The sequence below is a fragment of the Ureibacillus suwonensis genome (genome assembly GCF_042655065.1).
Classification (GTDB): domain Bacteria; phylum Bacillota; class Bacilli; order Bacillales_A; family Planococcaceae; genus Ureibacillus; species Ureibacillus suwonensis.
Map to the genome: position 1 here is coordinate 301,879 of NZ_JBHSNQ010000048.1, position 22,116 is coordinate 323,994.

A 22,116-nucleotide genomic window follows, 5' to 3' on the forward strand; every position below is an offset into this window, starting at 1 on the left:
AGGAGTCTTTTTATTTTTATTTTAATCTGCCCGCTTTCAAATCTTCATGCCAATTTTTTAGGAACGGGATATCTTCCGATTTGATGGCGCCGGTTTCCTTTGCGGCTTCAATCAAATAATCGAAGTTTGTTAGGCTTACATATTTCACACCGGCTTTTTCAAATGTCTCTTCCGCTTTTGGCAAATTGTATGTATAAACACATACAACGCCAACCACTTCGCAGCCTGCTTCTCTCAGCGCTTCAACCGCAGTCAAGGATGAACCGCCAGTGGAAATGATATCTTCCACCACAACCACTTTTTGCCCCGGCTCAATTTTTCCTTCGATTTGATTGCCGCGACCATGATCTTTCGGTTTGGAACGCACGTACACCATCGGCAGCTGCAACAGGTCGCTCACCCATGCCGCATGGGGGATGCCGGCTGTGGCTGTTCCTGCAACCACTTCCGTTTCAGGGAAATGTTCTTTGATTTTCTCTGCCAATCCGTTCGCAATTTGTTTTCTTGCTTCCGGATATGAAATTGTCAGACGTGTATCACAATAAATCGGGGATTTGATTCCGCTTGCCCATGTGAATAAATCCGTCGGGTTCAATTCGACAGCCCCGACTTTTAACATAATTTGAGCGATATCTTTTTCGATTGCCATTAATTTCCCTCCCAAAGTCGACATACTTCTTTATATGCTTCCACTACATTCTCCGCTTTCGTCACTGCCCGTCCAACCACAATGTAGGACGAACCGTTTTGCCGCGCATAATCAGGTGTAGCCACCCGTTTTTGGTCGTGGGCATCTCCGCCTAAAAGTCTAATCCCCGGCGTCACCCGAAGGAATGCTTCCCCGCAACGTTCCGCAATCTGCTTTGCCTCATGAACCGAACAAACGACGCCATCCAAACCTGCTTCTTTTGTAAGTTGTGCATAATGCAACACCGATTCCATCAAAGTTAAAGGAATTTTTTGCTCCTTCTGCATTTGCTCTTCCGTTGTCGAAGTTAATTGAGTGACCGCAATCAGCAACGGTCTTTTCACGTCACTGCCTGCCTCCAATCCTTCAAGGGCCGCTTCCATCATTTTTTTGCCGCCAGCAGCATGGACATTGACCAAATCCACCCCTAATCGGGCAAGACCTTTCATGGCGGATTTCACCGTATTTGGAATATCATGCAGTTTTAAATCAAGAAAGATGTCATGTCCCAAATCCTTAATTTTTTTGACGATATCGGGACCTTCTTGATAAAACAGCTCCATTCCCACTTTCACGAACAATTTTTCATCGAAATGATGCAAAAATTGGAAAACCTCTTGTTCACTTGGAAAATCTAAAGCAATAATCGGTTTATTCATCAGCGGTGACTCCTTCCGATAATTTCTTTAATGTGTTTCACTCCAAGTTCATCCAATTTCGCCGGAAGTTCATCAATTAATTTTGGACAGATGAATGGATCGACAAAGTTCATTGTTCCTACCGCCACAGCGGAAGCACCGGCAGACATGAAATCGATCACATCTTGGACGTTTGTAACACCACCCATGCCGATGATCGGAATATCCACCGCTTTATACACTTCATAAACCATTCGAATGGCTATCGGTTTGACCGCTGGACCGGAAAGTCCCCCAGTCACATTGGCAATCAAAGGCTTGCCTGTTTTTTCATCAAGTCTCATGCCCACTAATGTATTGATCATCGTAATGCCATCCGCACCGCCGATTTCAACCGCTTGGGCCATTTCAACGATATTGGTTACATTCGGGGATAACTTCACATATACCGGCACTTGAGAAACAGCCTTCACTTGTTCAACCAGCTCCCGGGCAATCACCGGATCCGTTCCGAACGTAATACCTCCTTGTTTGACATTCGGGCAAGAAATATTCAATTCCAATGCCTTTACATTAGGTGCAGTCGAAATGCGGCGGGCCACTTCCACATAATCTTCCGTCGTTGACCCTGCCACATTGGCGATAATCGGTACATCGAATCGCTCGAGCCAAGGCAATTCTTCAGCCATGACTTTTTCAAGACCCGGATTTTGCAACCCGATCGCATTCAACATCCCTGCAGGAGTCTCAGCTACACGCGGAGTCGGATTTCCAAGGCGCGGTTCTACGGTCGTCGCTTTAATCATGATGGCGCCCAACTTGGAAAGATCATACAACCCGGCAAATTCACGGCCGAATCCAAAGCAGCCCGAAGCAGGCATTATCGGATTTTTCAAATCTAATCCTGGGAGTTGGATATCCAATCGATTCATATTTTCACAACTCCTTTCTCAAAAACGGGACCATCCGAACAAATCTTCACGTAATCTTTTTCCTGTCCCTCCTGCGTTTTGCAAACGCAAGCAAAACAAGCGCCAATGCCGCAACCCATCCGTTCCTCCAAAGAAATATAACCTTTTTTGTCTTCATACATGGAGGAAAGCGCCCGTAACATTGGAAGCGGTCCACAGGAATAGAAGACATCAAAATCCGGTTTCAGTTCATTCAACAAATCCGTTACAAATCCTTTAAATCCTTTTGAGCCATCGTCCGTCACGTAATGGGTTTCACCTAATTTGGTAAATTCCTCTTCATAAAAGGCAACCTCTTCCGTTTGGAAACCAAATACGTGGATGGTGCGGACGCCACGGGCATTTAGCTGTTTGGCGAGTTCGTACAATGGAGGAACCCCGATCCCTCCGCCGACAAGCAAAGCTGTTTCACCTTGCTGGGCCGCTTCTACCGGAAAACCGTTGCCTAGCGGACCCAATACATCCACTTCATCGCCTATTTGCTTTTGGGATAACACATTCGTCCCTTTGCCTTGTGCGCGATAGATGATTGTAAACTCATTGGCGTTTTTATCAATATTTGCGATGCTGATTGGCCGTCTGAGCAGAGGATCCAGCAAATTTGAAACTCGTATATGAACAAATTGTCCAGGAGTCATCTCCTGAACAATTTGTCCTTGCAGCGTCATTTCGAAAATATTTTTCGCAATCTCCCTTTGGCGAACGACGGTCATCCGTTCCTGTTGAATCATGAATATACCTCCGATTTCGGCATTTCTTGAATAGCAAAGGTCATGGATTCAATGACTTTAATTAACGCATTTGCCGTATCCAAAGACGTTAAGCAAGGGATTCCGTTTTCTACCGCTTCCCGACGAATGCGGAAACCGTCACGGGCAGGTTGTTTTCCTTTTGTTAATGTATTGATGACCACTTGCGCTTCTCCGTTTTGGATTACATCCACCAACGTTTTTCCTTTGCCGCCAATTTTTTCAACGACTTCAGTGAGGATGCCGGCTTCTTCAAATTTTTTCGCTGTTCCTTCTGTCGCCATGATGCGGTAACCGACAGCTTGGAAACGTTTCGCAATGCTCACCGCTTCTTCCTTATCTTTATCTGCCACCGTAAAGAGCACTGTTCCGTATGGTTGAATTTTCATGCCGGAAGCAACCAAGCCTTTGTACAATGCTTTTTCCAATGTTTCATCTTTACCCATTACTTCCCCAGTGGATTTCATTTCAGGGCCAAGGGTAATGTCTACACGGCGAAGTTTTGCAAAGCTGAATACCGGCACTTTGACATAGACGCCTTTTCTCTCTTCCACAAGGCCTGGTTGATATCCTTGATCCACAATGGATTGACCTAATATCACTTTTGTTGCGACGTTTGCCATCGGAATGTTTGTGATTTTACTTAAGAATGGCACTGTTCTGGATGCACGAGGGTTGACCTCAATGACATATACATTGCCGCCGGAAATGACATATTGGATGTTCATTAATCCAACAATATTTAATCCTCTTGCCAAACGCGTTGTGTAATCGACAATCGTGTCGATTTGTTCTTTTGTCAAACTTTGAGGCGGATAAACGGAGATGGAGTCGCCGGAGTGCACCCCTGCACGTTCAATATGTTCCATGATTCCAGGAATGATCACATTTTCTCCGTCTGAAATCGCATCGACTTCCACTTCTTTACCTGTCAAGTAGCGGTCAATCAACACCGGATGATCTGGTGAAGCTTCCACCGCATTTTCCATATAATGTTTCAATTCGTCTTCGTTATAAACGATTTCCATTGCACGGCCGCCAAGTACGTAAGAAGGACGAACCAATACCGGGAAGCCGATTCTTTTCGCAATGGCCAATGCTTCATCCAATGATACCGCAGTGTCCCCTTCCGGTTGAGGGATTTCCAATTCTTTTAATGCTTGTTCAAATAAATCGCGGTTTTCTGCACGGTCGATATCTTCCAAAGATGTACCTAAAATTTTCACACCGTGTGCCGCTAATTTGTCAGCCAAGTTGATGGCTGTTTGTCCACCGAATTGTACGACTACGCCAACCGGTTTTTCTAAATCGATGATGTTCATCACGTCTTCGATTGTTAACGGCTCGAAGTAAAGTTTATCCGAAATCGAGAAGTCCGTTGAAACCGTTTCAGGGTTGGAGTTGATAATGATCGCTTCATACCCCGCTTCCTGAATCGCCCATACGGAGTGCACCGTTGCATAGTCGAACTCGATCCCTTGTCCGATCCGGATCGGACCTGATCCAAGCACGATGACGGATGGTTTTTCAGTCACGATCGATTCGTTTTCTTCTTCATAAGTGCCGTAATAATAAGGGGTTGCGGATTCGAACTCTGCCGCACAAGTGTCGACCATTTTGTAAACAGGAACAATTCCGTTTTCTTTGCGCAATTCATAAACTTCTCTTGCGTCCATATTCCAAAGTTCAGCGATTTTTTTGTCTGCAAAGCCCATGCGTTTCGCTTTTCTTAAAATGTCTAAATCCAATTTATTTTCTTTCAATTCAGATTCCAAATCGATGATATTTTTTAGTTTGTACAAGAAGAATAGATCAATTTTTGACCATTCGTGGATTTGTTCAGGCGTAACGCCTCTGCGCATGGCTTCCGCGATGAAGAATAATCGTTCGTCCCCTGCTTTTCTGATGCGTTTTTCCACCCAGTGGTCGTCATGTTCTTCAGCATGTTTCAAATCGATATGAATATGGCCGGTTTCAAGGGAGCGCACCGCTTTCAAGATCGCCTCTTCGAAAGTGCGTCCTAAAGCCATCACTTCCCCAGTGGCTTTCATTTGAGTGCCCAAATTCCGTTTGGCTGATTCGAATTTATCGAATGGCCAACGCGGAATTTTTGCCACTACATAGTCGATGGCAGGTTCAAAGTCTGCATATGTAGTGCCTGTAACCGGGTTTTTAATTTCTTCCAGCGTTAAACCGACCGCAATTTTTGCAGCAATTTTCGCAATCGGATATCCTGTCGCTTTTGACGCCAAGGCAGATGAACGGGAAACCCGCGGATTCACTTCAATGACATAATAGTTGAAACTGTTTGGATCAAGGGCTAATTGAACGTTACAGCCGCCTTCGATTTTCAATGCGCGGATAATATCCAATGAAATGTCGCGGAGCATTTGATATTCCCGATCCGTTAATGTTTGGACAGGCGCAACGACGATGGAATCCCCTGTATGGATGCCGACCGGGTCCACGTTTTCCATGCTACATACAACAATCGCATTATTTTTGGAGTCGCGCATTACCTCAAATTCGATTTCTTTGTAGCCGGCAATGGATTTTTCAAGAAGACATTGTTTTACAGGGCTGTATTTCAAACCGCTTGACACGATTTCTTCCAGCTCTTGTTCATTATTACAAATTCCGCCGCCGGTACCACCTAAAGTAAAGGCTGGACGAACAATCACCGGATAACCGATTTTTTCAACAAAGGCTTTCGCTTCTTCCACGCTGTGCACAATGTCGGATTCCGGAACAGGAGCACCCAATTCATACATTAATTGGCGGAACATTTCACGGTCTTCCGCTTTATGGATGGCTTCCAATTTTGTTCCCAAAATTTCAATTCCCAATTCATCCAAAATGCCGGATTTTTGAAGTTCAATGGCCATGTTTAAGCCTGTTTGACCTCCAAGAGTTGGCAAGATGGCGTCAGGCCGTTCTTTTCGTAAAATCCGTGAAACGAATTCCAATGTAATCGGTTCGATGTAAACTTTATCTGCAATTTGTGTATCTGTCATGATAGTTGCAGGGTTTGAGTTTATAAGAATAACTTTATATCCTTCCTCTTTTAAGGCAAGACATGCTTGTGTACCGGCATAATCAAATTCCGCCGCTTGTCCAATCACAATCGGACCTGAACCGATCACCAAAATGCTTTCGATATCTTTACGCTTAGGCATGTTGTTTTTCCTCCCCTGCTTGTTCCATTAATTTAATAAACTCATCGAATAGGTAGTTTGAATCTTCCGGACCCGGAGATGCTTCCGGATGGAATTGCACAGAAAATACCGGATATTTTTTATGTTTCAATCCTTCGATAGTTCCATCATTCAATGACACATGAGTGATTTCCAAATCCGTACCTTCCAATGAATTTTCATCGATTACATAACCGTGGTTTTGTGAAGTGATTTCGACGATTCCAGTTTGAAGATTTTTTACCGGATGGTTTGCACCGCGATGTCCGAACGGCAATTTATAGCTTTTCGCACCGCAAGCCAGCGCAATCAATTGATGTCCCAAGCAAATGCCGAACATCGGAACTTTTCCGATCAGTTGTTTGATTGTTTCGATGCCTTCAGTCACATCTGCCGGATTCCCCGGTCCATTGGACAGCAAAATCCCTTCAGGACGGAAGCTTAAAATTTTCTCCGCTGGTGTGTTATATGGAACGACGAGCACATCACAATGGCGGTTATTCAATTCCCGCAAAATGCCCTTTTTCATCCCGAAGTCCATGAGTACCACGCGTTTTCCTCTGCCAGGGCTTGGGAATGGCATTTTTGGAGAAACTTCCTTCACATGGTTTTTCAAATATGGCGTTTCATTTAATTGTCTCACGATTTCTTCCACGTTTACTTCTTCGTCCGCTGCCGTCAACATGGCACGTACCGCACCTTTTGAACGGATAATCCGAGTCAGTTTCCGTGTATCGATTCCTTCAATTCCTGGAATATCTTGATTTTTTAAATATTCATCCAATGTGATTTCACAGCGGAAATTGGAAGGGATTTTCGTCAATTCTCTGACAACCACTCCGCGAATCACGGGAGCGATGGCTTCAAAATCATCGCTGTTGATTCCATAATTGCCGATCAGCGGATAAGTGAACGTAACGATTTGACCGTAAAAGGAAGGGTCCGTAAGCGTTTCCTGATAGCCAGTCATCCCTGTTGTAAATACAACTTCCCCTTGGCTTGCACGTTCGCTTCCGAACGCTTCTCCCTCAAATACTGTCCCATCTTCCAAAATTAAGAGACGCTTTTTCATCATTCTTCCTCCTTATAAACCACATTACCTTCAAAAATTGTCATTACCGGCCAGCCTTTTGCCTTCCAGCCATTGAATGGCGTATTGCGGCCTTTTGAATGGAATTCATTCGCATCAATTGTCTTTTCTTTATTTAAATCGATGATTGTCAAGTCGGCGGAAGCTCCTACCTCTATTTGTCCATATGGCAGATTGAAAATTTCCGCCGGTTTTTTCGTCATCCAATCCACCAATTGTTTCAGTGTGAAGATGCCCGGTTCCACAAATTTTGTATATAGCAATGGAAAAGCTGTTTCAAAGCCAACAATTCCAAAAGGTGCCCCAACCATGCCGCAGCATTTCTCTTCTTGCGTATGCGGCGCATGATCCGTGGCAATACAATCGATTGTGCCATCGAGCAATCCTTCGATAAGCGCCTTTTTGTCCTCGGAAGAACGCAATGGCGGATTCATTTTCCAGTTTGCATCATCGCTCGGAATATCCATATCTTCCAAAAGCAAGTGATGTGGACAAACTTCCGCAGTCACGCGGATTCCCGCTTTTTTCGCATCTCTTACCGTACGGACGGATTCTTTCGTGGAAACGTGGCAAACGTGATATTTTGCGCCTGCCGCCTCTGCCAGCAAAACGTCCCGCGCAATTTGCACCGATTCGCAAACGCTCGGAATGCCTGGGAGTCCCAATTCTTTATTGCGTTTTCCTTCGTGCATCACGCCGCCATAGATCAATGAATTGTCTTCGCAGTGGGCGACAACCACCGCATCGATTTTCGCTGCATCTTGCATTTGCTCGTACATTGTCGATGCAAGTTGAACACCGACACCATCATCTGAAAATGCGACTGCACCATGGGCTTTCAATTCGGCGATATTCGTGCGCTTTTCACCAGCTTCGGCAACTGTAAGGGAGCCATAAGGCAGGACACGAACGACAGCGCTTTTTTTAATCAAACCTTTAACATATTCAAGGTTTTCAACAGAGTCCGGAACAGGTTTAGTGTTTGGCATCGCACAGATCGTTGTAAATCCACCCCTTGCCGCGGAACGAGTACCTGTTGCAATCGTTTCTTTATGTTCAAATCCTGGTTCCCGCAAATGAACATGCACATCGACAAATCCCGGAGCCACAAAATTGCCTTTTCCATCGATCACTTCAGCATCGGACGGTTTTTCTTCACCGATGGCGGCAATTTTTCCTTTGTCGATTGTGATCGTTGTTTCAACGAGTTCTCCCTGTTCATTTAACATTTTGATATTTTCAATGAATGTTACCACTGTTATCTCTCCTTCAAAATTGTTTCCAGAATCGCCATACGAACAAATACGCCGTTCCGAATTTGATGGAAAATTCTTGAACGTTCACATTCCACTAATTCTGAGGCAATTTCCACTCCCCGGTTGACCGGTGCGGGATGCATGATGATGGCATGGTCTTTCATCTGCTTTTCCCGTTCAATCGTCAGCCCGTATTCTTGATGATAACTTTCTTTTGAGAAAGGTACGTCATGCCGTTCATGCTGAATTCGGAGCAACATGATTACATCGCTTTCTTCCAGCAGACCGTCCCAAGAGTGCTGCGCCTCAAATTTGCCTGCCCATTCCGGCGGACAAAGGAAATTCACTTTCACTCCAAGCCGGCTCAACGCAATCGCATTGGATTTGGCTACCCGGCTATGGGAAACATCGCCAACGATTGTGACAGTCAATCCTTCAAACCGGCCGAATTCCTTATAAATCGTGTATAAATCCAATAAACTTTGGGATGGATGCTGCCCGGTTCCATCGCCGGCGTTTATGACACTGACATTGATTCCTTCAAGCAATTCGCGATAATACTCATCTTCTTTGGCGCGGATCACTACCGCATCAAGGCCGATCATTTCCAAGGTTTTCACTGTGTCGTACAATGTTTCCCCTTTTAACATGCTTGAAAATCCGGCTTCAAATGGAATGACGGTACAACCGATTTTTCTTTCCGCCATTTCGAAACTGGTTTTCGTGCGGGTGCTCGGTTCAAAGAATAGATTGGCCACATAATAGGAGCGGTCCAACTTTGGTTCAGCACCGTTTTCAAACTCCCTTGCCCTTTCTAAAATTGCCATTACTTCATCGTTAGTTAAATGTTCCATTGAAAGTAGATTCTTCATGTCAATTTCCTCCTATACGAATTAAAAGGCTTAGGAGGGATGACAAGTATGCGCTTGCCATTCGTCTCCTTTTTTGCCTCACTGGACAAATCTTAAAGGATTGATGGATTACTTTATTCAAATTCTTCTATATTTTTATCTCTGCCTGGAAGAACCAAGTTTAGGATTACACCGATAATCGCCGCAAGTGCCATACCTTCAATCGAAAACGTTTCGGAGAACCGGATGGCCGCACCGCCGATTCCAACTACCAGAATGACAGAAGCGATGACCATGTTGCGGTTTTTGCCGAAATCCACTTTATTATCAACAATCATGCGGAGACCGCTGGAGGCGATAATACCGAACAATAGGATGGAAATGCCGCCAAGTACGGATGTCGGAATCGTTTGTACGAGCGCCATCGCTTTTCCAAAGAATGAAAGCAAGATGGCGATACAAGCTGCTCCCATTATCACATACACCGAATACACTTTTGTAATCCCTAATACACCGATATTTTCACCGTAAGTCGTTTTTGGAGGACCACCGATTAACGCACTGACAAATGTTCCAAGTCCGTCCCCAAGGATGGAACGGTGCAATCCTGGATCTTTAATATAATTCCGTTCAACGATTTTTCCTAAAACCAATTGGTGTCCGATATGTTCTGAAATCGTTACGATAACGATTGGAACCATTGCCAATAAAATATTTGTCGTTACATGAAACTCATAATGGACGCCAGGGATTAAAAAGTCCGGCAAAGCGAACCATGATGCTTCTTTCACTTTTGTAAAATCCACGATACCAATGATTGCGGAATATATGTATCCAACGACCAGCCCTAAAAGGATCGGCATCGCGCTAAGAATATTTTTAAAGTACACATTGAAAATAATCGCCGCAAACAAAGTCACCAAAGCTGCGGAAAAATGCCAACCGCTATATTGTTTTACCAGTTCCGTTTCACCTGTATCAGGATTCAATTGCTCAACGGAAATATTCATTGCCATGTCCACAGCTGTACCTGCAAGTCCAAGTCCGATTACCATGATGACCGGACCAACCACAACAGCCGGCAATAATCTCATAATCCACTTGTAACCACTTTTATAAATCAGTAAAGAAACGACGGCATAAACCAAACCGACTGCCATTGCACCAATCATGGCGTTTCCAGGATGTACTGCGGCGCCTTCCGGATCCAATCCCCCGGATACCAACAGCATCGGTGTAATAAAAGCAAAGGATGAACCCAAATAAGCGGGCACTTTAAATTGTGTTACAAGCAAAAAGATGATTGTAGCAATACCACTTGTTAAAAGCGCAATCGCCGGGCTCAATCCAACCAATTGCGGCACTAAAATCGTTGAACCAAACATTGCAAACATGTGCTGAAAACTTAATGTGATTAACTGTCCACCAGGCGGCTTTTCATGAATATCAATAACTTTGTTTGTCATATTGTTACCCCTCTATCTGTTTAATTTGTTTTGTGTAAAGTTACCTGATCTTTCCCATCTACTTCTGTGACTTGAACAACGATTCTCTCTGAACTTGATGTCGGAATGTTCTTTCCTACATAATCTGCGCGAATCGGCAACTCTCTATGTCCTCTATCGATTAATACCGCCAATTGAATTTGGGCTGGCCGTCCCAAATCCATCACAGCATCCAAAGCCGCCCTAACAGTTCTTCCTGTATAAAGCACATCATCCACAAGCACAATCTTTTGATCGTTCACAACATAATCAATATCCACTTGTTGAACTTTCGGCTCGTCACCAACAAATTTTGTGGATAAATCATCGCGGTATAATGTAATGTCCAACTCGCCGGTGCGAACCTTTTTCCCTTCAATTTTTTCGATCTTCTCAGCCAATCTCCTCGCGAGATAGGTTCCGCGGGTTCTTATGCCTACCAGAATGACTTTATCGATCCCTTTATTGCGCTCAATAATTTCGTGAGCAATTCTTGTGAGCGCCCTGTTCATGGCCTGGGCATCCAACAATTCTGTCACTTCGGCCATTTTCGAATTCCTCCTTTTCCCAAGAGTATTTTTTACGGGCATAAAAAAACCCCCTAAGCGTCTGCTTAAGAGGTTGAAATTACAGTAAAATATTATGTTGGTATAATAATTCTTTGCGTATGAAGATACAGTATACCCATTCTTATAAAACTGGAAAAATATGATAGGGTATAAACTTCTTCACCAACATATCTTTTACCTTTTCAGCCTCTCTGGACTGCCATTAAAGGTATTTCCTATTTAATTTTTTACTGTTGTAAAGTATAGAACTAATTATCTCCCAAGTCAACCTTCTTTTCTTAATTGTTCAAGTAAGTTCACAAAATCATCCGGCAATGGCACTTCAAATTCCAGATATTCCTTCGTTCTGGGATGAACAAATCCCAAAACCCCCGCATGCAATGCCTGTCCGCCAAAATCGATGGTTTTCTTCGGACCATATTTCGGGTCTCCCACCAAAGGATAACCGATATATTTCATATGAACGCGAATTTGGTGGGTGCGGCCTGTTTCCAATCGGCACTCCACCAGCGTATATTTACCGCCGATCCGTTCAATTACTTCGAAGTGGGTAATGGCTTCTTTTCCATTATCTACCACCGCCTGTTTTTGGCGATCTTTCGGATCTCGGCCGATTGGTGCATCAATGGTCCCCTTATTATGGGGAATATGTCCATGAACTAATGCGGTATATTTTCTTTTCACCGTTTTATTCATCAACTGTTCGACAAGACCGTTATGGGCCATGTCATTTTTGGCAACCATCAACAATCCTGAAGTATCTTTATCGATGCGGTGAACAATTCCCGGGCGAAGGATGCCATTAATTCCGGATAAATCTTTGCAATGATACATCAATCCATTCACCAATGTCCCTGTCATATGCCCTGGAGCAGGGTGAACCACCATTCCCTTTGGCTTGTTCACCACTATGACATCCGAATCCTCATACACAATATCCAAGTCTATATTTTCAGGGATGACTTCCAGTTCTTCCGGTTCAGGAACTTCGACTTCGACAACGTCCCCTTCTTTGACTTTATATTTGGCCTTTACTTCCTTGCCATTTACCGTTACAAGGCCATCTTCAATCCAGTTGGAAATTTGTGTCCGGGACCATTCCCCTTGAATTGTAGATAACGCTTTATCAAGCCGTTCTCCTGCGTATGCTGCTTCAATCGTGATTGTTACTGTCATTGTTCCACCTTTTTCTTTCCGTTTTGATCTTCCTTAAACAATGCAATGATTAGCATGATGACTGAAATCGTCAACGCTGCATCGGCAACATTAAAAATTGGAAAATCATAATTGATGATCGGAATGAACACATCAGTAAAATCAACAACTTCTCCGCGGAAAACCCGATCAATAAAGTTGCCGATCGCCCCGCCCAATAAAATCATTAAGCTGATGCCTAGCAATGGCTTATTTTTCCCTTCTTTATGAAAATAATAAATTACCGCAATCACCACAATGAGTGTAACCAGATAAAAGATCCACATTTGCCCTTGGAGCATTCCCCAGGCAGCCCCCCGGTTCCGGTGGCTTAAGATGCCAAGCCAAGGATCCCAAATTGCGATTCGATCCCCTACTTCCATATTTTTTACGATAAACCATTTTGTAAGCTGATCCATTATAATGACGAAAAGTGCTAAACTGTAGTATTTAAACACATTCTTTCCCCCGTTTGCCTATATATCTCCATTATTCTAACATATTCCTTCAATTAATACAGAAAATCTTCTCTTTCTTATGTAAGGGTCATGGGATGCATATCCTGTTCTTTGCAGAAGATAGGGTTTTTTGTTTGATGAGAACCCTTTAGTGCAGATGAATATCCCTTTGGTGCGGTTGAGAATCCCTTTAGTGTAGATGGATTCCCCTTTGGTGTGGATGAGAGCTCCTTTGGTGCAGATGGACATGCCTTTGGTGCGGTTGAGAACCCCTTTAGTGCAGATGCATCCCTTATTTGTTATTACTTTGTTTTCTTGCCAATTCCAACTGATCAAAAAAAAAAACGCCCTTGAATTGCAATCGCAAATTCAAGGGCGGCAAGAACATTATTCGTAATGATTGATCACAATTTCAGCGCAGCGGGAACATAATGTCGGATGTTTTTCGTTTTGGCCGACCGTTTCAGAGTAAGACCAGCAGCGCTCGCATTTTTCCCCATCCGCTTTTTCTACAGCGATGGATGTTTTTTCTAATGCAATCGCATTTTCAGGGGCATCTTTTCTGCTTCCGGCAACCACAAATTGAGATACAAGGGAAATTTGTTTGAAATCGACTTTTTCATCATTCAATAATGACAATACTTCTTCATCATCTGTATAAACCACCACTTTGGCATCCAATGGTTTACCGATGACTTTTTCATTACGCGCTTCTTCAAGGGCTTTAAGCACTTCATCGCGGATGTCCATCACTTTACTCCATTTTTCTTTGAGTTCTTTAAAGTTGCTGCGTTCATCCACTTCCGGGAAGTCTGTCAATTGTACAGACGGCTCTTCCTCATTTAAATAAGACCACAATTCATCCGTTGTATGCGGAAGGATCGGTGTCAAGATTTTCAACAATGTGAGCAAGCAATCGTACATCACCGTTTGCATTGCGCGGCGGTCTGGATTGTTTGGCGCTTCGATATAAACGACGTCTTTTGCCACATCCAAATAGAATGCAGACAATTCAACAGAAACGAAGTTGTTGATGGAATGGTAAACCGCAGAGAAGTCATATCGGTCATAAGCGGCGCGCACTTGTTTCAATACTTCCTGCAAGCGCATGTACATATATTGATCCACTTCTCGTAAGTTTTCATATGGTACACGGTCTTTTTTCGGATCAAAATCAAATAAATTTCCGTGTAAATAACGAAGCGTATTCCGGATTTTACGGTATACTTCGGAAATTTGTTTCAATAAATCCACCGAAATGCGCACATCGCCTGTATAGTCCACAGAAGCCACCCACAAACGGAGAATGTCCGCACCATATTGTTTCATTACTTGTTCAGGAACAATGACATTTCCAAGAGATTTACTCATTTTACGTCCTTCGCCATCAAGAACGAAGCCGTGGGACAGAATGCCTTTATATGGTGCAAAGCCGTTGATGGCAACCGATGTAATCAAAGATGAGTTGAACCATCCACGATATTGGTCAGAACCTTCCAAATAAAGGTCAGCAGGATATTTCATGCCGCGTTCTACAAGCACGCCCTGGTGAGTGGAACCGGAGTCAAACCAAACGTCCATAATATCTTTTTCTTTTGTAAATTTGCCGTTTGGACTTCCCGGATGAGTAAATCCTTCTGGCAATAATTCTTTCGCTTCTTTTTCGAACCAAATGTTTGAACCATGTTCACGGAATAATTTTGCCACATGGGCGATTGTTTCTGGCGTAATGATTTCTTCACCGTTTTCCGCATAGAATACTGGAATTGGCACACCCCAAGCCCGTTGACGGGAAATGCACCAGTCTCCGCGGTCGCGAATCATATTGTAAAGGCGGATTTTACCCCAGTTTGGCGTAAATGTTGTATTTTCAATCGCTTCCAATAATTGATCGCGGAACGGCTCGATGGAACAGAACCATTGCGGTGTAGCACGGAAAATCACCGGTTTTTTCGTGCGCCAGTCATGTGGATAGGAGTGGGTGATGAAACCTAATTTTAATAAGGCGCCCACTTCTTTTAATTTTTCAGTCACGACTTTGTTGGCATCATCATAGAACATGCCCTCAAATCCTGGCGCTTCACTTGTATAGCAACCACGGTCATCAATTGGGCTTAATACATCCAAACCGTATTTTTTACCGACGATATAGTCGTCTTCCCCGTGGCCGGGCGCTGTGTGAACGCATCCAGTACCGGCATCGAGCGTAACGTGTTCCCCAACCATGACTAAAGAATCGCGGTCATAGAATGGATGTTTCGCCACAATGTATTCCAATTGTTGGCCTTTTACTTCTTGCACAATTTCAACTTGTTCCCATCCAATTTCTTTTGAAACATTTTCAATCAATTCTTTTGCAATGATATATAAGTTGCCATCCACTTTCACAACAGCATACGTAAATTCTGGGTTGACTGAAATTCCTAGGTTGGCTGGAATTGTCCAAGGTGTTGTTGTCCAGATAATGAACTTGGCCTCTTCAGGTACAACGCCTTTTGCATCTTTGATTTCAAAACTTACATAAATGGAAGGAGACTTCACATCTTTATATTCAATTTCCGCTTCCGCCAATGCAGACTCGGAAGAAGGAGACCAGTAAACAGGTTTCAACCCTTTGTAAATGTACCCTTTCTCCGCCATGCGGCCGAACACTTCAATTTGGCGGGCTTCGAATTCAGGTTTTAATGTAATGTAAGGATTTTCCCAATCACCACGTACGCCTAAACGCTTGAATTGGGCCTTTTGATTTTCGATTTGTTCGTAGGCATATTCTTCGCAAAGTTTGCGGAATTCGGCAACCGACATTTCTTTGCGGTTCACGCCTTTTTTCGTCAAAGCATGCTCGATCGGAAGTCCGTGGGTATCCCAACCAGGAATATAAGGAACATGGTATCCTGTCATGGAACGGTGGCGGTTGATCATATCTTTGATGATTTTATTCAATGCGTGGCCGATATGAATATCTCCGTTGGCATATGGAGGGCCATCATGCAATACGAATTCCGGACGGCCTTTCGTACGCTCCAACACCAGCTTGTTAATATCCATTTCCGCCCATTTTGCTTGGATTTTTGGTTCGTTGACCGGCAGATTTCCTCTCATCGGAAAATCGGTTTTCGGCATTAATAACGTATCTTTGTACTCTACCATTGAATTTCCTCCTTCTAAAATTTTGACACCCTTTTAAAATCCTTTTTTAACTGCATAAAGGAATAGGCAAAAAAGAATTTCCCCCAAAATAAAAAAAGTTTCTCTATCCCTTAGGGACGAGAAACGATTACCCGTGGTACCACCCTTGTTCACAACGCCGAAAAAGGAAAAGCTCCGACGCTGCCTCATGACACTGTAACGTCGTGTGGACGAAATCACTTACTTTCCTTTCAGTGATTTGGCTCGGGAGTGATTTTCTTTTTTGCCGCTTGTTCGAGCTTCCACCGTCCTCGAATCGCTATATGACCGCCAGCAAAAAATACTCTCTCCTTCAACACCTGTCAGCCGCTTGTATTAAATTTCTGTGTATCAGTATATGAAAATCATGGGAGTCAGTCAAGTAGTAAGAAAATTGTTACAATTTTTCCTGCTCAGTCGCACTTTTTCTATAATATTCTTCATCGTCATCCTGCTTGAATTGCTCTTGTATTTCCGTAAGGCCCACATCATACTCCATTAAATGATCCCAATCATCGGAATTCAGCAAGTCCAATTGGGCTTCCACCAACATTTTGAAACGGTTGCGGAATACTTTGGACTGTTTTTTCAAAGCGTCGATTTCAATCGTAATTTTGCGCGCTTTGGCCAACGCTTCATTCACAATGCGGTCCGCATTTTTTTCCGCTTCCTTAATGATGAGCTTTGCCTCTTGCTGGGCATTTCTGCGCACTTCTTCCGCAGCCTCTTGTGCAACGACAATGGATTTTTGGAGCGTTTCTTCCATCGTATTGAAGTGTTCCATTTGTTCCGTCATTTGTTTCACTTTATCTTCCAGCTCTTTTTTCTCCCGGAGCAAGAGCTCATAATCTTTAATAATCTGGTCCAAAAATTCATTGACCTCGTCTTCCGCATAGCCTCGGAAAGACCTCGTAAATTCTTTATTATGTATATCAAGAGGTGATAGTGGCATCGTTTCGCACTCCTTTAATCAAAAATATAGGCATATTCCTATTATACCCATCAATGTTGTTCTTGACAGTAAATTTTTTTATACAATTCACTTTCTCTCGATTTGACTGATGACTAATCGGATCTTCTCCTTCTTCGTTCGCCCTTCGATTCCATCAATTTTGAAACGTCCATATCCACGGCAGGAGACCAAATCGCCCTCTTGCAGTTCAAAAGCCGTTTCTTCGCAAAGGGCAAAGTTCACTTTTACTTTGCTTCCCCGGATCAAGTTTTGGGATTTTTGCCTCGAAAGATTAAAACTGCTTGATAAAACCGCATCCAGTCTCATGGAAGATACCGTCAGCCGTTGCTCCTTCCATTCCCCTTGCGGAGGAATCAGTTGATCCATGTTTTCAAGTTCTTGGATCCGGACATGAATTTTTCCCACTTTTTTTAAGTTTGTTTTTACATACGAGGCGATTTCCGATGTACAGGCAAACTGGATCGTTTCCTCGTCAATGCGGATATCACCGAAGTGTTTCCGGTCAATTCCAAGGGAAAGCAATGCACCTAACACATCCGGATGCTTCAATTGGACAAACTTGGATGGAAAGGTCAACTGTAAAACGGTAATGTCGTAATCTTCCATTGTCGGAATAAAATAAGAAGGAGCGATATAAACCCTTTTCCTCTCCGCTTCCTGAAACATTCCTTCGCCATAAACGGATAGTCCGTCATGATTGCCCACAATGGACTGAACAATATGAAGTTCCCGTGGATCCAAAAAAGCGGTCAATTTAGGGGCGTAGCGATCTTCCACTTCTTTTTTCCACTCGATGACCCTTTCAATAAAAGGATGCTCATCTTTGCGAAAATGTTGCATAATATTTTGCATGGCGTCAACTCTCTCAGTACATTTTCTTACAACCGGCACATGAATATTCAAGTAAAATCGGAACATTATATAAAATGGATGTGACTCCCCATTGAGCCGCATCCATTTAATAAAATAGCATATGCAACAAATTATAAATTCCCTGCTCGATAAATGTCAGCACAATTAAAGCGATAATCGGAGAAAAATCGATCATTCCAATTGGAGGAATGAATTTACGGAAAAATCCCAAATAAGGTTCGCACAATTTTTCCAAAAATTGTCCCAAAGCTGTATCCCTGGATGCAGGTATCCATGACATTAAAATGTAAATAATCAACATTAGCGTATAAATTCTGAAAGCAAAAGATATAATATCTGTTATGTCCATAGATTCTTTATTACCTCACTATTTTCATATATCGTCATAAAAGTATCCGGATATTTCGCCTTGCACTTCCACGTTGTCCGGTGTGCATAGGAAGATGTTATCACCGATACGTTGAATATCTCCACCTAAAGCATAGACGGTTCCGCTCAAAAAATCAATAATTCGCAATCCTGCTTCACGGTCAATCCGCTGAAGATTGACGATGATGGCACGTTTATTTTTCAAATGTTCAGAGATGTCCTGCGCTTCTGCATACACTCTTGGTTCAACAATGACGACTTTGGCATTTTTCAAAGCATTGGCCGATTGAATGTTGATGACATTCAACGTTTTTTCTTCGCCATGGCTATTGACGATTTTTTTCGTTGTTTTTCTTGTTACAGTCTCTTGCGGCAATGCGACCGGTTCATTCATTGATGGTTGAACTTGCTCTTCTTCTTCTTCCAAGTAAAAGAAATTTTTTATTTTGCTGAACATGCCCATCTTTCCAACCTCCTATCCAACAAGAGCTGTTCCGATCCGAATAAATGTGGCCCCTTCTTCAATCGCAATCTCGTAATCGTTGGACATACCCATCGATAATTCTTGACAAGGTGCGTAGGGCAAATTTAAATTTGCAATCTCTTGTTGTAATTCTTTCAATCCACGAAAGACTTTCCGAATCACTTCTTTGTCATCCGTATTTGGCGCCATCGTCATTAAACCGACAACCTGAATCTTGCTGAACTTTTCCAAAGATTGAATAAATGGTATCACTTCTTCCTTGCTTAAACCATGTTTGGATTCTTCGCCGGATACATTGACTTGAACAAAACATTTTACCGGGTTTACAGCCCGCTTCTCAATTTCTTCCGCCAAGCTCATACGGTCCAAAGAGTGCAAATAATCGATTTCATTGATGACTTTTTTTACTTTTCTTGATTGCAAAGTGCCAATATAATGCCAGATGGCTTGATCTTGAATCGCTTCTTTTTTTGCGAGCAACCCTTCCGGACGATTTTCTCCGAGATGGATGATGCCGGCTTCCAATGCTTCTTTTGTTCGTTCAACCGAAACTTGTTTTGTTACCGCGATTATTTGAATATGATCATCTTTTCGATGTGCCCTTGTTTTTGCGTCTTCTATTCTTTGCTGTATAATTTCCAAGTTTTCCCGAATGCTAGCCATATTAAATCCCATCTTTTCTTTACAACAATAGTTTCTTTCATTTTATCAATCAACTCTCGATTTTTCAATGAAATAGCGGAATTAAGAAATACCTTTAACTAAAATGACATCTTTCCCAATCACTAAAATATCACTGATCAGCACTTTTTGGATTGCCTCTTCTCCTTGGAAAAAGTTGAATAGTTTTTTCGGTTCCGCTACAAGAAAAGCTGTGATCATGCCCGTTTGTTCACATACTTCCGCATCGATAATGTACCCGATAAACCGTCCGCTTCCCGCTTCAATGATTTCTTTTTGCTGCACTTCTGAAAACTTCAAGGGAATCTCCTTTCAACCAGACTATATTCTCAGTTATCACTAAATCTGATCAATTCATGAGAACAATCATAAAATTTCACAATTTCTCTAATCATTCACCCATAAAAAGACAGCTAAACCAATCGGAAAATGTATACGTTTAATTAAAAAAGCGTCAAAGGCAGTGAGTTTCATTCTATTTTATGTTTCACAACCTTATTTGACCTCTTGCGGTTCTTCCTCTTTTAAAAATAAAGAGGCTGGGACATAACTAATAAAGTGAACGAGCTGCAAAAAAATTTTTTGTAAAAAATTGATATCACAGAAAATTGATTGGAGTGACGGGGCGACTCCTGCGGGAACAGCCCGAGTCTCGAGACCCCGCAGGAGCGAAGGATTGAGCTCCGAGGAGGCTCGAGCCGGGCCCGCGGAAAGCGTCCCCGGAACGGAAATCAATTTTCTTCAATTATCAAAAAAACACCATTTTTCTCCCGTGAGAAAATGGTGTTTTTTATCTTTTGTCCCAGCCTCGGATTAGACGGAGCAAAACATTATCCAAATTTATAGTCCTTTTGCATTGTCTCAATGGCATTTTTTTCAAGTCTAGAAATTTGGGCTTGTGATATTCCGAGGGATTTTGCGATTTCTGTTTGTGTTTCGCCGTAGTAAAACCGTTTAGCGAGAATTAATTGTTGGCGTTCATCCAACTTTTGAATACTTTCCTTTACGCTTACATATGCAACCCATTGATCTTCCGACACATCTTCATCCCTCAATTGGTCCATGATGTAGACAGCGTCTCCGCCGTCAGAATAAATCGGCTCCTGAAGGGAAAGAGGATCTTGAATCGCATCCAAAGCATAGAGCACGTCTTCTTTTTTCATATCAATCATTTCGGCAATTTGTTCAATGGATGGTTCATATAAATTTTCTGAAATGAATTTTTCTTTTGCCTGCATCGCTTTATAAGCAATATCTCTCAAGGATCTTGATACGCGAAGGGCATGATGGTCCCTTAAATGTCTGCGTATTTCTCCAATTATCATCGGTACAGCATATGTCGAAAATCGTACATTATGTTTTAAATCGAAATGGTCGATGGCTTTCAATAATCCGATACATCCAACTTGGAACAAGTCATCCGCTTGTTCTCCCCGATAAGAGAATCTGCCTACAATGCTCAACACGAGCCGCAGATTGCAGATCACCAATTGTTCTCTTACGGATGTATCACCATTTTTTAGACGGACAAACAACTCTCTCATTTCTTCATGTTTTAATACCGGCAAAGAAGCAGTATCAACACCGCAAAGCTCGACTTTTGTACGCACCATCTTCTTTTCCTCCAGACTTTTATCTCTTGGATTGTTTTTTAAGTTTGTCCGAAAAGGAAAAGAATATGCGTGCGTTGAGCGTCCAATTTCAACCAATTCCTTATGAGATTGGTTGGTTCAAGGATTCTCTCAACTCAGATATAATTTTCTTTTCTAATCGGGAAATATAGGATTGGGATATTCCCAAGTGATCCGCCACTTCTTTCTGCGTCATTTCCTTTTTGCCGTTGAGACCGAACCGGCATTCCATAATATATCTTTCCCGTTCGCTTAATCCGTTGATCGCTTCAAACATCGATGCACGCTCAATTTTCTTTTCAACATCATTCATAATAATTTCTTCATCCGTGCCTAAAATATCTGATAATAGGAGTTCATTACCATCAGGATCCGAGTTCAATGGTTCATCTAAAGAGACTTCGCCTTTCATACGACTTGTCTTTCGCAAGTGCATCAAAATCTCATTTTCGATGCATCGGGAAGCATATGTGGCAAGTTTGATATTTTTTTCTTTATTGTATGTTTCGATGGCTTTGATTAATCCGATAGAGCCGATGCTGATCAAATCCTCAATTGGCGTGCCGGTGTTATCGAAACGTCTCGCAATATAAACAACAAGACGCAAGTTTCTTTCAATCAATGTATCACGCGCTTTCATATCACCATTCATAAATGCTTCAATTACAGTCATTTCTTCTTCTCTGGACAATGGTACTGGCAATGAATCATGACCTCCTATATAGTATGTTTTTTTAGTACGAAACTTACTGAATATTTTCAAAAGAAGCTCTTTTAGTCTTTCAAACAACCATT

The 22,116-nt window shown here is 42.6% G+C and carries 21 protein-coding genes and 1 other annotated feature; all 21 genes read right to left on the minus strand.

From position 1 onward, the window contains the following. Window positions 1-16 precede the first annotated feature (16 nt). The 21 genes from pyrE to sigE all read right to left on the minus strand — a co-directional run bounded on the left by pyrE (window position 17) and on the right by sigE (window position 22,111). Window positions 17-649, minus strand: coding sequence for an orotate phosphoribosyltransferase (gene pyrE / locus ACFPOH_RS05890; RefSeq protein ID WP_342469928.1), 633 nt, complete (start codon window positions 647-649; stop codon window positions 17-19). Further along, window positions 649-1,350, minus strand: coding sequence for an orotidine-5'-phosphate decarboxylase (gene pyrF / locus ACFPOH_RS05895; protein WP_342471324.1), 702 nt, complete (start codon window positions 1,348-1,350; stop codon window positions 649-651). Before pyrF ends, pyrE begins: the two co-directional genes overlap by 1 nt. After that, entirely contained in the window at window positions 1,347-2,258 is a 912-nt protein-coding gene (locus tag ACFPOH_RS05900; protein ID WP_342469929.1) for a dihydroorotate dehydrogenase, read from the minus strand. Before ACFPOH_RS05900 ends, pyrF begins: the two co-directional genes overlap by 4 nt. Continuing rightward, on the minus strand, window positions 2,255-3,028 hold the full coding sequence (locus ACFPOH_RS05905) for a dihydroorotate dehydrogenase electron transfer subunit (RefSeq protein ID WP_342581132.1): 774 nt from the start codon (window positions 3,026-3,028) through the stop codon (window positions 2,255-2,257). The genes ACFPOH_RS05900 and ACFPOH_RS05905 overlap by 4 nt, the downstream gene beginning before the upstream one ends. After that, on the minus strand, window positions 3,025-6,222 hold the full coding sequence (gene carB, locus ACFPOH_RS05910; RefSeq protein ID WP_390309043.1) for a carbamoyl-phosphate synthase large subunit: 3,198 nt from the start codon (window positions 6,220-6,222) through the stop codon (window positions 3,025-3,027). The genes ACFPOH_RS05905 and carB overlap by 4 nt, the downstream gene beginning before the upstream one ends. Further along, a complete protein-coding gene (locus tag ACFPOH_RS05915; protein WP_342469932.1) occupies window positions 6,215-7,312 on the minus strand; it encodes a carbamoyl phosphate synthase small subunit in 1,098 nt (365 codons plus the stop codon). The genes carB and ACFPOH_RS05915 overlap by 8 nt, the downstream gene beginning before the upstream one ends. Further along, the gene (locus ACFPOH_RS05920) at window positions 7,312-8,586 is read right to left on the minus strand and encodes a dihydroorotase (protein ID WP_390309044.1); all 1,275 of its coding nucleotides are present in this window, start codon (window positions 8,584-8,586) and stop codon (window positions 7,312-7,314) included. The genes ACFPOH_RS05915 and ACFPOH_RS05920 overlap by 1 nt, the downstream gene beginning before the upstream one ends. A 2-nt stretch (window positions 8,587-8,588) precedes the next feature. After that, on the minus strand, window positions 8,589-9,458 hold the full coding sequence (locus tag ACFPOH_RS05925) for an aspartate carbamoyltransferase catalytic subunit (RefSeq protein ID WP_342469934.1): 870 nt from the start codon (window positions 9,456-9,458) through the stop codon (window positions 8,589-8,591). 113 nt (window positions 9,459-9,571) lie between these two features. Then, window positions 9,572-10,903, minus strand: a complete 1,332-nt coding sequence (locus tag ACFPOH_RS05930) for a solute carrier family 23 protein (protein ID WP_342469935.1) — start codon at window positions 10,901-10,903, stop codon at window positions 9,572-9,574. Window positions 10,904-10,923: 20 nt separating this feature from the next. Next, window positions 10,924-11,469 carry a bifunctional pyr operon transcriptional regulator/uracil phosphoribosyltransferase PyrR gene (pyrR, locus tag ACFPOH_RS05935; protein WP_342469936.1) on the minus strand — a complete coding sequence of 182 codons (546 nt, stop codon included), beginning with the start codon at window positions 11,467-11,469 and terminating at the stop codon, window positions 10,924-10,926. A 285-nt stretch (window positions 11,470-11,754) separates the two neighbouring features. After that, window positions 11,755-12,666, minus strand: coding sequence for an RluA family pseudouridine synthase (locus ACFPOH_RS05940; RefSeq protein ID WP_390309045.1), 912 nt, complete (start codon window positions 12,664-12,666; stop codon window positions 11,755-11,757). Continuing rightward, window positions 12,663-13,142 carry a signal peptidase II gene (gene lspA, locus ACFPOH_RS05945; protein ID WP_390309046.1) on the minus strand — a complete coding sequence of 160 codons (480 nt, stop codon included), beginning with the start codon at window positions 13,140-13,142 and terminating at the stop codon, window positions 12,663-12,665. The genes ACFPOH_RS05940 and lspA overlap by 4 nt, the downstream gene beginning before the upstream one ends. A gap of 387 nt (window positions 13,143-13,529) precedes the next feature. Then, window positions 13,530-16,292, minus strand: a complete 2,763-nt coding sequence (gene ileS / locus ACFPOH_RS05950; RefSeq protein ID WP_390309047.1) for an isoleucine--tRNA ligase — start codon at window positions 16,290-16,292, stop codon at window positions 13,530-13,532. Window positions 16,293-16,401: 109 nt separating this feature from the next. Continuing rightward, window positions 16,402-16,636 (minus strand) — a binding site (T-box leader). Between the two features lie 71 nt (window positions 16,637-16,707). Then, window positions 16,708-17,262 carry a DivIVA domain-containing protein gene (locus tag ACFPOH_RS05955; protein WP_342469940.1) on the minus strand — a complete coding sequence of 185 codons (555 nt, stop codon included), beginning with the start codon at window positions 17,260-17,262 and terminating at the stop codon, window positions 16,708-16,710. A gap of 87 nt (window positions 17,263-17,349) precedes the next feature. Next, complete coding sequence (locus tag ACFPOH_RS05960; RefSeq protein WP_342469941.1) at window positions 17,350-18,135, minus strand: YlmH family RNA-binding protein; 786 nt, start codon at window positions 18,133-18,135, stop codon at window positions 17,350-17,352. 106 nt (window positions 18,136-18,241) lie between these two features. After that, window positions 18,242-18,505: a YggT family protein gene (locus ACFPOH_RS05965; RefSeq protein ID WP_342469942.1), complete on the minus strand. Its 264-nt coding sequence runs from the start codon at window positions 18,503-18,505 to the stop codon at window positions 18,242-18,244. 24 nt (window positions 18,506-18,529) lie between these two features. Beyond that, window positions 18,530-18,988, minus strand: a complete 459-nt coding sequence (locus ACFPOH_RS05970) for a cell division protein SepF (RefSeq protein ID WP_342469943.1) — start codon at window positions 18,986-18,988, stop codon at window positions 18,530-18,532. Between the two features lie 12 nt (window positions 18,989-19,000). Then, window positions 19,001-19,672, minus strand: coding sequence for a YggS family pyridoxal phosphate-dependent enzyme (locus tag ACFPOH_RS05975; RefSeq protein ID WP_342581129.1), 672 nt, complete (start codon window positions 19,670-19,672; stop codon window positions 19,001-19,003). 81 nt (window positions 19,673-19,753) lie between these two features. Beyond that, entirely contained in the window at window positions 19,754-19,990 is a 237-nt protein-coding gene (locus ACFPOH_RS05980; RefSeq protein WP_342469945.1) for a YlmC/YmxH family sporulation protein, read from the minus strand. Between the two features lie 530 nt (window positions 19,991-20,520). Continuing rightward, window positions 20,521-21,303, minus strand: a complete 783-nt coding sequence (gene sigG / locus ACFPOH_RS05985) for an RNA polymerase sporulation sigma factor SigG (protein ID WP_342581128.1) — start codon at window positions 21,301-21,303, stop codon at window positions 20,521-20,523. A 100-nt stretch (window positions 21,304-21,403) separates the two neighbouring features. Next, complete coding sequence (sigE, locus tag ACFPOH_RS05990) at window positions 21,404-22,111, minus strand: RNA polymerase sporulation sigma factor SigE (protein ID WP_390309048.1); 708 nt, start codon at window positions 22,109-22,111, stop codon at window positions 21,404-21,406. Window positions 22,112-22,116: the final 5 nt, after the last annotated feature.

Excerpts from the sequence above, each read along its gene's own strand:
- ACFPOH_RS05970 (WP_342469943.1), bottom strand. The coding sequence starts at position 18,988 with ATGGGCATGTTCAGCAAAATAAAAAATTTCTTTTACTTGGAAGAAGAA.
- ACFPOH_RS05900 (WP_342469929.1), bottom strand. The coding sequence starts at position 2,258 with ATGAATCGATTGGATATCCAACTCCCAGGATTAGATTTGAAAAATCCG.
- ileS (WP_390309047.1), bottom strand. The coding sequence starts at position 16,292 with ATGGTAGAGTACAAAGATACGTTATTAATGCCGAAAACCGATTTTCCG.
- ACFPOH_RS05960 (WP_342469941.1), bottom strand. The coding sequence starts at position 18,135 with ATGCAAAATATTATGCAACATTTTCGCAAAGATGAGCATCCTTTTATT.
- carB (WP_390309043.1), bottom strand. The coding sequence starts at position 6,222 with ATGCCTAAGCGTAAAGATATCGAAAGCATTTTGGTGATCGGTTCAGGT.
- ACFPOH_RS05975 (WP_342581129.1), bottom strand. The coding sequence starts at position 19,672 with ATGGCTAGCATTCGGGAAAACTTGGAAATTATACAGCAAAGAATAGAA.
- pyrR (WP_342469936.1), bottom strand. The coding sequence starts at position 11,469 with ATGGCCGAAGTGACAGAATTGTTGGATGCCCAGGCCATGAACAGGGCG.
- pyrE (WP_342469928.1), bottom strand. The coding sequence starts at position 649 with ATGGCAATCGAAAAAGATATCGCTCAAATTATGTTAAAAGTCGGGGCT.
- ACFPOH_RS05965 (WP_342469942.1), bottom strand. The coding sequence starts at position 18,505 with ATGGACATAACAGATATTATATCTTTTGCTTTCAGAATTTATACGCTA.
- ACFPOH_RS05955 (WP_342469940.1), bottom strand. The coding sequence starts at position 17,262 with ATGCCACTATCACCTCTTGATATACATAATAAAGAATTTACGAGGTCT.
- ACFPOH_RS05940 (WP_390309045.1), bottom strand. The coding sequence starts at position 12,666 with ATGACAGTAACAATCACGATTGAAGCAGCATACGCAGGAGAACGGCTT.
- ACFPOH_RS05925 (WP_342469934.1), bottom strand. The coding sequence starts at position 9,458 with ATGAAGAATCTACTTTCAATGGAACATTTAACTAACGATGAAGTAATG.
- sigG (WP_342581128.1), bottom strand. The coding sequence starts at position 21,303 with ATGGTGCGTACAAAAGTCGAGCTTTGCGGTGTTGATACTGCTTCTTTG.
- ACFPOH_RS05905 (WP_342581132.1), bottom strand. The coding sequence starts at position 3,028 with ATGATTCAACAGGAACGGATGACCGTCGTTCGCCAAAGGGAGATTGCG.
- ACFPOH_RS05915 (WP_342469932.1), bottom strand. The coding sequence starts at position 7,312 with ATGAAAAAGCGTCTCTTAATTTTGGAAGATGGGACAGTATTTGAGGGA.
- ACFPOH_RS05930 (WP_342469935.1), bottom strand. The coding sequence starts at position 10,903 with ATGACAAACAAAGTTATTGATATTCATGAAAAGCCGCCTGGTGGACAG.